The organism is Fundidesulfovibrio butyratiphilus, from assembly GCF_054657235.1.
This window is the reverse complement of the sequence record NZ_BAAHXA010000001.1, coordinates 1181628-1193972: the sequence shown is the minus strand read 5'-3', so window position 1 is coordinate 1193972 and position 12345 is coordinate 1181628. Positions and strand designations below refer to the sequence as shown.

Here is a 12345-nt window from a genome sequence, read left to right as displayed (position 1 = left end):
TGGGCGTGGTACGGTCCTGTTTGAAAGATTCAAATTCGCATTCGGATAGCAGATTCGGGCCGAGGAATCCAGGGCGCGCCAGCGGGGAGGGCCGGGCCGAGGCCCTTTTTTCCAAAGACTCCCAAACGAGGCCAATTTTGCTTGACAACTTGTGAAATGCCGTGGAATAATTGAAAAAATTGGATACGTCCCCCGAAGGGGAGGCGACAAGCAACGGATTGGCCATGTCCGCATTTTTCGATCGTTTGCGTGCGACGCTGCTCTTCGACGGCAAGGACCGACAACTGCTCGCCATCGTGCACGATGTGCTCGGCCGGGAAGACGCTTCGGGGTTCAAGCATCTGCTCACGCCCTACCTGCATCCTCGGGGGGTCACGGAAACCGCCGCGGCCCAGGGGCTGCGCATCGCCTACGCCGCGGCCAACCTGCTGGCCGCGCCCGAGTCGGGCAACGCCCGCGGCCGCATCGAAGCCCTGCGCTCCCTCAGGGACGAGGTGATGAACGCCTCGGTCACCTACCTGCGCCGAAACACGGCCCGGACCCTGGTGCAGATCATGAAGGAGCTGGTGCGAAGCCACGGGGACCAGGTTCGCCAGCTCGAACTGGCCCACGACTTCAACGCGACCCTGAGCGGCAAGGCCCGCATCGTGGACCGCGAGCTCACCCGCTATCATCTGTTGCGCATGCCCGAGGACTGGTCGCAGATCGCCTTCGACAACCACGTGCACGACGTGAACACCAAGGGGCGCAAGTCCGCCACGCATCTCATCATGGACGCGTGGATCAAGGGCATCAAGCACCTCACGGTGATCTACTACAACTACATCCCGCCCGAGGCGGCCGAAGAGCTCCTCGAATCCGCCGCCATCATGCACATTTCCGTGCGCCTCGGGGTGGAGTTTCGCACCCGGTGCGCGGGCAAGGCGGTACGCCTGATCTGGGTGCCGCGCGGGTTTTCCGGGTCCCACGCCTTTCTGGACTTTCTGCGCCAGCCGAAGGTCGCGGCCTTCATGGAGGCCGGCAGAAACGTCTCCATGGCCCAGGCCGGGCTGGTGTTCGGGGTGCTCGACCGGTTCAATCGCACCGGGCTGCCCGACATCAACCGCCGCTTCCAGATGGACGCCCCGGCCCTGGACCCGTGGGACTTCATCCGCGCCGTGGGCATGGGCCAGCCTTCGCTTTTGCATCTGCGCCGCTATCTGCACGGGGTGCTGATGCCCCATCTCGAGGCGCGCTATAGGCAGCTGGGCCAAAGTCTGGGCCAGACCAAGCCCGAAGAGCGTCCGGCCATCGAGGCGCGCATGGCCGAGATCGACGCCCTGGACCCCTACGCCCTGGGCGAGAAGTGGCTCGATCCCCTCATGGTCGAGGAGCGGCGGGAGCGCGGGTGCCCGCACGGCGAAGCCTGTCTTCCGGGGGCGTCGGCGGCTTGCGCTTCGGACCCGGCGGCGCCCCCGGACGCCAAGCCGGTTCGCGAGGACTGCCTGCGGCAATATTTCACCAGGGGACCGCTTCCGGCCGAGCCGGCCCCGGCCGAGATCATCGACCAGGTGGAGTCCATTTGCTCGGGCAATCGGTTCATCCTCAACCTGCGCGGCCTGGACGCGGACGACGTCCTGGAAATCCTGTACGAATCCAGGGGGCGCGTCACCCACCTGGAGCTCGTCAATCTCAAGAACACCACCGAGGGCAAGCTGGAGGACATCAAGCGCATCATCGACCTCTACGAGGTGGTGAACGCCGAAAGCCTGATTCCGCTCAAGCGCTGGGTGTTGAACCGGCTCGACGCTCTGGCCCGTGCGCCCGGAACACAGGACGCCAGACGGCGCCGGGTGTTTTCCGCACTGCTCGAATCCGTGGCCGGCTTTCACGAAATCTACCGCGTGCGCCCGTTGCGCCCCTCCCTGGGCTCGGACTCCACAGGCCAGAGTGGCAGACTGCACGGCATGGGCCTGGCCGTGCGCGACACCCTGCCGGTGGTCGCCCTGCGCCAGGCCGGAAAGCCTCGCGGCCTGGCCGGGCGCATTCCCCTGGGCGTGCGGGTGTTGCCGCGTTTCGTCTTCGAACCCCGGGAGAGCGCCCACCCCCTGCTTCGCGGCCTCTACTCCTTTGCCCGGCGACATCTGGCCCTGGCCCCCCTGGGCTACAAGGCCAGACGCGAATATACGCTGCTCGATTTCCGGCCGTCCAAGAACCGGCCCACCAATCTCATGCTGCTTGGCGGCATACGGACCGGAGACGGCAACCGCTTCGGCCGCGTGGAACCGCGCCGGGACACGCCCGCCTCCTTCCGTCTGCGCTACCTGAACCGCAACGTGCGCAACGCCCTGAAGATCCTGATCGGATTCGTGCCGGCCATGCTGTCCTTTCTCTTCAGCAAGGACTGGTGGGTGCTCAAGTATTTCGGCTCGGTCATCTGGTTCGCCATCACGGGCTTGCGCAACGTGGTGCAGTCGGTGCTGGGCGGCGGAGGCTTTTCGCGCACCCCGCTCATCAAGTGGAACGACTACGTGAGCTGGAGCCGGCTGTCGGATTCGCTGCTCTACACCGGGTTTTCCGTGCCCCTGCTGGACGTCCTGGTGAAGACCGTGCTCCTCGACAAGGGCGTGGGTGTCACCAGCACCTCGAACCCCCTGTTGTTCTTCGCGGTCATGGCCTTGGCCAACGGGGCCTACATCTCGACCCACAATCTGGTGCGGGGGCTGCCGCGCATGGCGGCGGGGCTGAATTTCTTTCGGAGCGTGCTTTCCATCCCCCTGGCCATGGCCATCAGCGCGGCCCTGTGCTGGCTGGTGGGGCTTTCCGACCCGGCGGGCGCGGCCGCGGCCGCGCAGCAATGGGCCGCCGTGGTTTCCAAGCTCGCCTCGGATGTGGTGGCCGCGGTCATCGAGGGCCTGGCCGACCGGGGCAACAACCTGGAAGAGCGCCTGGGCGACTACAAGGCCAAGTTCGAACGCATGCTCGCCGTGCAGGAACGCCTGGAAGCCCTCTATCCTCAGGTGGATGTGCTTGGCATGCTGGCCAATCCCAAGGACTTCATGAAGAACCTGGGACAGGAGCACAAGGAGCTGGAAAACGCCGTCATCGTCAACGCCCTGGATTGCCTGTATTTCTGGATGTACCAGCCCCGGGGCCGCACGGCCCTGTCCCGTCTGCTGCGGGACATGAATCCCGCCGAGCGGCAAAGCTTTCGATTGTCGCAAAACGTGTTGCGTCGCAAGCGCGAGATCAGCCAGCTCTTTCTCGACGGCCTGGTGGGAAAGAATTTTTCCCGGGGCCTGGCCTTCTACCTGGACCACGGGGACACCTATTTGGCCGCCGTGGACCGCATGGTCGCCGCCTTGGGCGATACGCCGGGAACGGGCGCCCTGGAGCGGCATTCCCTCAAGACCCCCTGAAACGCGAAAAAGGCCCGGCGCAAGCTTTGTCCAAAGCTCGCCCGGGCCTTTTCACGTCCCGCGCTCGCGGCGGGTCAGGCTTTCGGCTTGGCCTTGGCCTTGGCCTGGTTGGCCACGGCTTCGATCTGGCGGGCGATCTCGTCGGGATCGCCCAGGTAGAAATGCTTGCGGGGTTTCAGATCCTGGTCGAGTTCGTAGACCAGGGGCGCGCCGGTGGGGATGTTGAGGTTCGCGATGTCGGCGTCGCTTATGGCGTCGAGATATTTGACCAGGGCGCGCAGCGAGTTGCCGTGGGCCGCGATGAGCACCCGGCGGCCCGCCGTTATGGCCGGAGCCACCACGTCGTGCCAGTAGGGCAGGACGCGCGCCACGCAGTCCTTGAGGCACTCCACGCCGGGCAGGTCGGACAAGTCCACTTCGCGGTAGCGGGGGTCGAAATGGGGGTGGCGGGGGTCGTCGTCTTCCAGGGCCGGGGGCCTGGTGTCGTAGCTCCTGCGCCAGATGAACACCTGCTCCTCGCCGTACTGGGCGGTCATGTCGGCCTTGTTCAGGCCCTGCAACGCTCCGTAATGGCGCTCGTTGAGCCGCCAGGACTTGGCCACCGGCAGCCAGAGCCGGTCCATGTCTTCGAGCACGATGTTGAGCGTCTTGATGGCCCGGCTGAGGTACGAGGTGAAGCAGAGGTCAAAGTCGTATCCCGCGTTCAGCAGGGCCTTGGCCCCGGCCTTGGCCTCGGCTTCGCCCGTGGGGGAGAGGGGCACGTCGGTCCAGCCGGTGAAGCGGTTTTCCAGGTTCCACTGGCTCTGGCCGTGGCGAATGAGCACGAGGGTGGGCATGGGGACCTCCGGGTTGGGGTTGGAGCCCTCGGGCGGCGGCTCGCAAAGGCGTTGCTTCGTTTGACCGGCGGGACCAGGTGCGTTTCCGCGCCCCCGCGCCCTCGGACCGGTTGCGTTGTTCGTGTTCGTCCCCGCGCGGCGAGAGCGACGGAGCGTCCGGCGGAAGCAACGTTTTCGCCGGACGCTTGGACGCGTCAGTTCTTGCAGGGCGCGGCGTCGGGGTTTTCCAGCATGCGGATGGCGCAGAACGATCCGCACATGGCGCATTCGCGCTCGCCGCTGTGGTCGTGGCGACGCTTGCAGACCGATTGCGGGTCCAGGGCCTGGGCGGTGATTTCCTTCCAGTCCAGGTCGGCGCGGGCCTTGGAGATGGCCAGGTCGCGCTCCACGGCCCAGGGGCGTCCCAGGGCCACCTCGGCGCTCTGGGCCGCGATGAGGCTGGCCTTCACGCCGTCCCACACGTCTTCGGGGCCGGGCAGGGTGACGTGCTCGGCCGGGGTGAGGTAGCACAGGAAGTCGGCCCCGAAGTAGGCGGCCTGGGCCCCGCCGATGGCCCCGGCGATGTGGTCGTATCCGGCGGCCGAGTCCGTGGTCAGGGGACCCAGCACGTAGAGCGGGGCGCCGTTCGTCAAACGTTTGATGCCCTGGATCTGGCCTTGCACCAGGTGCAGGGGCACGTGGCCGGGGCCTTCGATCATGGCCTGCACGCCGTGCTCCAGCGCGCGCCGGGCCAAGTCGCCCAGCACCGAGACTTCTTCCCACTGGGCGGCGTCGCCGGCGTCGGCACCCGCGCCGGGGCGCAGGCCGTCGCCCAGGCTGATGGTCACGTTGTGCGCCAGGCAGATGTCCAGCAAGGCGTCGTAGTGGTCGAGCAGGGGGTTTTCCTTCTTGTGGCGCTTCATCCAGCGGGCCAGGATCGATCCGCCGCGCGAAACGATGCCGAGCACCCTGCGGCCGTCGGCGGCCCAGGCGGCGCCGCGTGCGGTCAGTCCGCAGTGCAGGGTCATGAAGTCCACGCCCTGCTCGGCCTGTTTGGCTATTTCGTCCAGGAGATCTTGAATGGAAAAGTCGCTGGGGTCCTTTCCGGCGCGCACCAGCCGCTGGGCCACGCTGTACAGGGGCACCGTTCCCAGGGGCAGGGGCGAGGCGGCCAAAAAGCGCGTGCGCACCTCGTCCAGGTCGCCGTGCAGGGAAAGGTCCATGAAGGCGTGGGCTCCGGCCTTTTCGGCCAGGTCGAGCTTGCGCATTTCCATTTCGATATTACTGATCATGGGCGAAGTGCCGATGTTGGCGTTGACCTTCACCCGGGCGGGCTGTCCGATGAGGGTGGGGCGTACGCTCTGGTGGCCGGGATTGGCGAGCAGTACCATGCGGCCGGCGTCGATGGCGGCGTGGATGTCTTGCGAGGGCATGCGCTCGTATTCGGACAAGGACTGGCCATGGGAGGCGAGAAACTTCGCGACGATGGGATTTTTCCCGATCAGGGACATTGGACGCTCCGATTGAGTTTGTTGATGCGGACCAACCAACCCTAACACGCCAGGCTCCGACGGGAAAGTGGCCCGTCCGGGCTTGCCAACGCCGCCCGCAGGGGCTATAGGAACTCCCTTTGATTCGAGCCAAGGAGCCTTCAAATGAAAAAGGACATACATCCCAAGACCTACAAGGCCAAAATGGTCTGCAACTGCGGCTTCACCGCCGAGGTTCTCTCCACCAAGGGCGAGGTCGTGAACGTGGAAATCTGCTCCAACTGCCATCCGTTCTTCACCGGCAAGCAGCGTTTCGTGGACACCGCCGGACGCATCGACCGCTTCCGCAAGAAGTACGCCAAGTTCGAGGACAAAAAGGCCTAGCCGTGTTTTCGGGGCGGCGCGTCGCGCGTCGCTTATTTTCCTTGTTCGCCGCCCTTCCCGGACTCTTCGCCCCCGCCCAGCAGGTCGGGGGCCAGGCGGTCATGGAAGGGGTCATGATGCGCTGCAAGAGCCGCTTGGCCATCGCCGTGCGCAAGCCCGACGGGTCCATTTTCGTCGACACCAGGCCCTGGTTCAGCCTGACCGACAAGCCGTTGCTGAAGCTGCCGTTTGTCCGGGGATTTCCAGTGCTTATCGAAACCCTGGTCAACGGGGTCTCGGCGCTCAACTTCTCGGCCCGAGAGGCCTTGGACGAAGACGAAGGGGAAATCACTCCCCTGGCCATGGGGCTCACCGTGGCCGCTTCGCTCGGATTCGCCCTGGCGCTCTTCGTGGTGGCTCCGCATCTGTTTTCGCTGGGCATGAAGTGGCTGGGCGTGTCGGGCGGGGTGGAGACCCTGAGCTTTCACGTGTGGGACGGCGTGTTCAAGCTGGCCCTGTTCGTGGGCTATATCGTGGTCATTTCGTTCGTGCCGGACATCAGGCGGGTTTTTCAGTACCACGGGGCCGAGCACAAGACCATTTGGGCCTTCGAGAAGGGCTCGGACCTGACGCCCACCGGGGTGCGCGGCTATTCCCGGCTGCATCCGCGTTGCGGCACCACGTTTTTGCTGTTCGTGCTGGCGGTCTCCATCGTCTTGTACGCGTTCCTGGTGCCCTGGCTGCTCACGTTCTGGGCGCCCGAGCATGCGTGGCTGAAGCAGATCTACATCATCTCGGTGAAGTTTTTGCTGATGATTCCCGTGAGCGCCGTGTCCTACGAGTTGATCAAATTCCTGGGCAAGCACGAAGGCAACGTGTTGTGCAAGGCCATGAGCTGCCCGGGTATGGCCATGCAGATGCTCACCACCCACGAGCCCGACGACGCGCAAATAGAAGTGGCCATTGAGGCGCTCAAGAAAGCCGTGGAAAACCAGGATAAAGGGTAGGGGTTCATGTTCGCCAAGCTCGAAAGCATTGAAGCCAAATATTTGAGCCTTGAACAGGAGCTCTCGGCCCCGGACGCCTTTTCCGACCAGGAGCGCTACCGCAAGCTCACCAAGACCCACGCCGACCTGGGGGAAATCGTCTCGGTCTACCGTCGCTTCAAGAAGCTTCAGGAAGACCTGGAGGAAAACACCCTGCTGCTTTCCGAGTCCGACCCCGAACTGCGCGAGCTGGCCGAGGCTGAGATCAAAAATCTGCGCGAGGCCCTGCCCCGACTGGAAGAAGAGCTCAAGATCCTGCTTTTGCCCAGGGACCCCATGGACGAAAAGAACACCGTCCTGGAAATCCGGGCCGGCACCGGCGGCGAGGAAGCGGCGCTGTTCGCGGCGGACCTGTTCCGCATGTACATGCGCTACGCCGAACGCATGCGCTGGAAGGTGGAGATCCTGAGCGAGTCGCCGTCCGATTCCGGCGGATACAAGGAAATTATCGCCTCCATCGCGGGGGACAAGGTCTACAGCCGACTCAAGTACGAGTCCGGCACGCACCGGGTGCAGCGCGTCCCGGCCACGGAATCCCAGGGGCGCATCCACACCTCGGCCGCCACCGTGGCCATCATGCCCGAGGCCGAAGAGGTGGACCTGCACATCGACCCCAATGACCTGCGCATCGACGTGTACCGTTCCGGCGGTCCGGGCGGGCAGTCGGTCAACACCACGGACTCGGCCGTGCGCGTCACCCACATTCCCACCGGGCTCATTGTCATCTGCCAGGACGAAAAGAGCCAGCACAAGAACAAGGCCAAGGCCCTCAAGGTGTTGCGCTCCAGACTGTTGCAGCAGGAGCAGGAAAAGCAGCGCCTGGAGCTTGAGGCCACTCGCCGCCAGCAGGTGGGCTCGGGCGACCGGTCGGAGCGCATCCGCACCTACAATTTCCCCCAGAGCCGCCTGACCGACCACCGCATCAACTACACGGTGCACAGCCTGGAGCATATTCTGGACGGTGACATCGACGCCCTGATCGACGCGCTCATCCACCACTACCAGACCGAGGCCCTGAAGCACCAGGCCGACGAGGTGTAGGCGCACGTGGCCCGGGGGCTCACCGTCCGGGAAATTCTGGCCCGGTCGGAGCAGCATTTCGCGCAAAAAGGTGTGGATTCTCCGCGCCTTTCCGCGCAATTGCTGGTGGCCCACGGGCTGAATCTCACCCGGTTGAACCTCATTCTCGATCTGGACCGGCCCCTGGCCGAACCGGAGTTGGCCTTGTTGCGCCCCCTGGTGGCCCGTCGGGCCAAGGGCGAGCCCATGGCCTATATTCTGGGCAAGCGCGAATTCTACGGTCTGGATTTTCTCGTCACGTCGGACGTGCTCATCCCCCGCCCCGACTCGGAACTCTTTCTCGACGAGGCCCTGGCCCGCTTCGACAAGGCGGCTCCCCTGGCGGCCGCCGACCTGGGGTCGGGGTCGGGCTGCCTGGGCGTGACCCTGGCCGTGCGTTTCCCCAAGGCCCTGGTGCTGGCCCTGGATGCGAGCCCCGCCGCCCTGGACGTGACCCAACGCAACGCCAGGGCCCACGGCGTGTGGGAGCGCATGCGATTTGTGCGCGCCGACTTCGCCGACCTGCCGTCCCTGTCGGACCTTGCGGTCGGGGGTGACGCAACCGGTCCCGAGGGCGGCGTCCCCGGCAAAGTCCAGGGGGCCGGAAGCGACGCCGACAAGGCCCCGAACCTGGACTCGTCCCCTGTCTCCTCTTCCGACTCGCCCACGGCTGCGTCCGCGCCTGTCGACCCCGAAGCCCCCGACATGCTAGCCGTCTGGCCCGTGGACGCACCGGGCTACGACCTTATTCTGGCCAATCCCCCCTATGTGAGCCAAGCCGAATACGTCGAACTCTCTCCCGAAGTGGCTGATTTCGAACCCAAGTCCGCCCTGGTGCCTGGTCCCTCCGGCCTGGAGGCCTATCCCGTGGTGGGCCGGACCGCCTTGCGCGCGCTCCGCCCCGGCGGGACCCTGCTGGCCGAGATCGGCTGGACCCAGGCCGAAGCGGTCAAGGCCCTCTTCGAATCCCCGGAGTTTGGATTTTGTCACGTTACCGTCCACAAGGACCTGGGCGGTCGAGAGCGCCTGGTCGCCGCCCGCAAGCCCGAGTAACGAGCCGCTCGCCACTGTGGCGGAGCCGCTCGACACGGTGAGCGGGCGTGCCCACGACGCCCGCGGCGCAGTCCCGTGCGGGAGCGCCTGGGAAGGCGTGTCGGTTGCGCCGCGTCAAAAGACGCTTTCGGCGATCCACGGGGGCTTTTTTGTCCCCCGGTTGTGCCCGGGATGCACGGCGGCCGCGCGGCGGCGTTTCCCGTCCCTAGATCGTGATCCCTTCGGGCGCAGGCCGGACCGGAGCCGGTCGGTTGGGCGCGCGACGACGCGGCGTCGTTTGTCCCGTCGCATCCGGCTTCGTGCGTCCGCGATCCTGCGACACGCGTTGTGGAGCCTTGGCGGGGCCGGGGACCGGGGCGTCGTTTTCTTCGGTCATGCCCCGGTCTGCGTCCCGGTCCGTGTCGGCGACGGTCATGCCCGGGTCGTCGCCCGGGGCGTCCTCCGCCTCGTTCGGGACGACGGCCTCGGCGGGTTCGGCTTGCGGCGAGCGCTCTCCGCGGGCCGCGGTCTTGGCCGTCGCGTCCGCCGGCGGGGCGGAGTGCGCCTCCGGTGCGGGCGTCCGGGCGGGAGCCGGATCGATTCGGGGGGCGAGGGGAGCTTTTTGATCGGCGGCCGCGCCGTCGGATTGCGCGAGGTCCTTTGACGAGACAATGGGCAAGCTGACCCGGATGTCGCCCTCTCGCGTTCCCCGTATCAGCAAGCGAAGCGCGGTCGGCTTCGGTTTCGCGGGCAGATAGAGATAGCCCAAGCGTATGCTTCCCGGAGCAAGGGGGTCTTCCCGCCAGGCCTGGGCGTCCAGATCGTCGGCAATCGCCCTGGCCAGTTCGGGCCGGGACGGCGGCCGGCTGAAGACGGCGCCGTATGCGCCTCCCGCCGCGGCGCCCGCGGCCGCGCCTATCCAGAGCGAGTCCGGGTCCTTGCCCAGGGCAAACCCGGCCAGCGCCCCCAGTCCGCCGCCGATGATCGCGCCCACGAATCCGTCCAGGCAGGCGGTCTTCGTCCCTTGGGCGATGGACAAGTCCCGTGCGGCCAGACTGGCGGCCTCGGACGGGGTGTAGGGCAGGTACTCGCCTCCCTGGGTCACGCCCCGGACGTCTTCCACGATGACCTGGGGTTGATCCCGGTCTGAACTTTTGAGCGCGAGGAGCACCGGCGTAAACCTCGCGTTCCGGTAGTCGAACCCGTCGCCCCCGGGTTCGTAGGCCAGGGCGCTCACGGCGAAGCCCGGTCCGGTTACGGACTGGGGAAACGCGGCGGGGTCCATGGCGCGTTTTGTCTGGGACACTCTGGAGCCGGACCCGGCGCATCCGACAAGGCCAACCAGCAGGGCCGCGAGAAGCGCCGCGAATACCGGTCGCGCCCGGGTTCCGTGTCCTGGGATTGTATACGTATTGCACGCGGGAAAAAACGTTCCGCCGGCGTATCCATGTGTCGCTCGCATGGGACCTCTCTTGTACCGTGTTCCGATGGGATGGCATGGATACGCGGTTTACGCAAGATAAATGCATGAAGCGAAACATGGTCTGGGGGCGTCAGGTCCTTTTACGGGCCAGCCGGTGTTTCAACAGCGGCGGAAGCAGGGCGGCCAGGGCCAGGGCGGCCAGGATGGCCACGGTGCGAGGCGTGAGAATGCCGGCGGTGTTGGTCAGGCGTTCCAGTTCGCTTCCGGCCAGGGCGTAGAGCAGGGAGCTGGGAATTACGCCCAGGGCTGTGGCCGTGGCGAAGGTGCGCAGGCGCATGCTGGAAAGTCCGGCCACGATGTTGGAAAGGAAAAACGGCATGACCACGAACAGGCGGCAGGCCAGGACGTACCAAAAGCCGTTGTGGGCGATTTCCAGATTGGCCTTGGCCAGGGCGTGGCTGTAGCGGGCGTAGAAGGCCCGGTAGAACAGGTGCCGGGTGACGGAAAATCCCAGGGAGCAACCCAGTACCGAGATCAGCAGGTTGAGGGCCCAGGCTTCGGCGACGCCGAAAAGGAACCCGGCCAGCAGCTTGAGCAGGGCCGCCGCCGGAATGGGGAAGTTGATGAGCACGACGCCCAGGGCCAGGTAGCACAGCCAGGCCGCGGTCCGGTGGTCCAGCACGAGTCCCTGGCATGAGACGGCCAGGGTCTTGGCCCAGACGAACACCACGTCGGCCCTGGCGTGGAAGGCCAGCAGGGACGCGAGCGCCGCCGCGACCAGGAGCGCAAGCCCCAGCCGCAGCCAGCGGTTGGCGGGGTGCGGCTTGAAAAACGCCCCGTGGCGGGCCGCCAGGGGGCGCTTCGGTGGCGTATTGGAGTCTTCGCTTTCCTCTCGGGGGGCGTCCATCAGTTGATCAGCACGCCGGCGTAGCCCACCACGCGGTCGAAATCGCCGGTGACTTGGCCCGAGGTGGCGTAGGCCGCCAGCCTGGCCCGCTTGGCCCCGAGCTGGCGGGCCGCTATCAGGGCCAGGGTCATGGGCAACACGCCGCACATGGTGATGCCGTTGCCGCGCACCGTGTTGTAGAGTTGTTCCGGGTCCAGGGCCAGGATGGCTTCCAGGGCCAGGGAGTCCAGGCGTTTGGCCGCCTTGTGGGTCACGTAGTGGCTCATGTCGGAACTCACCACCATGCAGGCCGGTTCGGCCAAGCCGGCGAGCGTCTTGGCCAGGGCCAGTCCGGCGGTTTCCAGGCGTTGGAAGGACGGCTCCGCCACCGTCAGCGCGGTCAGGAGAAACCCGGGCGCTAGCGTCTGGAGAAACGGCAGCATCACTTCGAGGGAGTGCTCGCGGGCGTGGGCCTCGTAGTCGGCGCTGAAGTCCGGATCGGCGTCCAGCAGGGCGGCGACCAGGGCCTCGTCCACCGGAACCGGGCCGAGGGGAGTGATCCATCGCCCCGAAGGCCACAGGGACAGCGGGGCGCCCAGGCCGGTGTGGTTGGGGCCCAGCAGCACGATCCGGCGGGGGAGCCGGGCCTGGCCCAGGGTGTGACCGGCCACCCGGCCGGAGTACACGTAGCCGGCGTGGGGGGCCATGGCCAGAAGCGTGGGTTCTACGTCCGGGGAAACGCCCACGCCGATGGCGGCGCGCACGTCGCTTTCCAGGGTTTGGCGGTCCGAAGGATAGAACTGCCCGGCCACGACGGGTTGTCTGTCCATACT

10 protein-coding genes are annotated in these 12345 nt (G+C 66.3%); 5 read left to right on the top strand and 5 right to left on the bottom strand.

Annotated elements, in window-relative coordinates:
* The first annotated feature begins 224 nt into the window (after positions 1–224).
* The gene (locus ACYQ01_RS05785) at positions 225–3398 is read left to right on the top strand and encodes a hypothetical protein (protein ID WP_459932876.1); all 3174 of its coding nucleotides are present in this window, start codon (positions 225–227) and stop codon (positions 3396–3398) included.
* 74 nt (positions 3399–3472) lie between these two features.
* On the opposite strand, the gene gpmA is transcribed toward ACYQ01_RS05785, so the two are convergent.
* Both gpmA and thiC read right to left on the bottom strand, forming a co-directional pair.
* Positions 3473–4234, bottom strand: a complete 762-nt coding sequence (gene gpmA, locus ACYQ01_RS05780) for a 2,3-diphosphoglycerate-dependent phosphoglycerate mutase (RefSeq protein WP_459932875.1) — start codon at positions 4232–4234, stop codon at positions 3473–3475.
* Positions 4235–4428: 194 nt separating this feature from the next.
* Positions 4429–5724 carry a phosphomethylpyrimidine synthase ThiC gene (gene thiC, locus ACYQ01_RS05775; RefSeq protein WP_459932874.1) on the bottom strand — a complete coding sequence of 432 codons (1296 nt, stop codon included), beginning with the start codon at positions 5722–5724 and terminating at the stop codon, positions 4429–4431.
* A 144-nt stretch (positions 5725–5868) separates the two neighbouring features.
* On the opposite strand from thiC, the gene rpmE reads away from it, so the two are divergent.
* From rpmE to ACYQ01_RS05755, 4 genes are all read left to right on the top strand, one after another.
* Positions 5869–6087 carry a 50S ribosomal protein L31 gene (gene rpmE / locus ACYQ01_RS05770; protein WP_459932873.1) on the top strand — a complete coding sequence of 73 codons (219 nt, stop codon included), beginning with the start codon at positions 5869–5871 and terminating at the stop codon, positions 6085–6087.
* Positions 6088–6188: 101 nt separating this feature from the next.
* Positions 6189–7073 (top strand): DUF1385 domain-containing protein, encoded by an 885-nt coding sequence (locus ACYQ01_RS05765; protein ID WP_459933894.1) that lies wholly within the window; start codon positions 6189–6191, stop codon positions 7071–7073.
* A 6-nt stretch (positions 7074–7079) separates the two neighbouring features.
* Positions 7080–8153, top strand: a complete 1074-nt coding sequence (prfA, locus tag ACYQ01_RS05760) for a peptide chain release factor 1 (RefSeq protein ID WP_459932872.1) — start codon at positions 7080–7082, stop codon at positions 8151–8153.
* 6 nt (positions 8154–8159) lie between these two features.
* Complete coding sequence (locus tag ACYQ01_RS05755) at positions 8160–9224, top strand: N5-glutamine methyltransferase family protein (RefSeq protein WP_459932871.1); 1065 nt, start codon at positions 8160–8162, stop codon at positions 9222–9224.
* A 205-nt stretch (positions 9225–9429) separates the two neighbouring features.
* Here ACYQ01_RS05755 and ACYQ01_RS05750 read toward each other — a convergent pair whose 3' ends face one another.
* From ACYQ01_RS05750 to amrB, 3 genes are all read right to left on the bottom strand, one after another.
* A complete protein-coding gene (locus ACYQ01_RS05750) occupies positions 9430–10509 on the bottom strand; it encodes a hypothetical protein (protein ID WP_459932870.1) in 1080 nt (359 codons plus the stop codon).
* A 247-nt stretch (positions 10510–10756) separates the two neighbouring features.
* A complete protein-coding gene (locus ACYQ01_RS05745; RefSeq protein ID WP_459932869.1) occupies positions 10757–11533 on the bottom strand; it encodes a TVP38/TMEM64 family protein in 777 nt (258 codons plus the stop codon).
* Entirely contained in the window at positions 11533–12342 is an 810-nt protein-coding gene (gene amrB / locus ACYQ01_RS05740) for an AmmeMemoRadiSam system protein B (protein WP_459932868.1), read from the bottom strand. The genes ACYQ01_RS05745 and amrB overlap by 1 nt, the downstream gene beginning before the upstream one ends.
* Positions 12343–12345 lie beyond the last annotated feature (3 nt).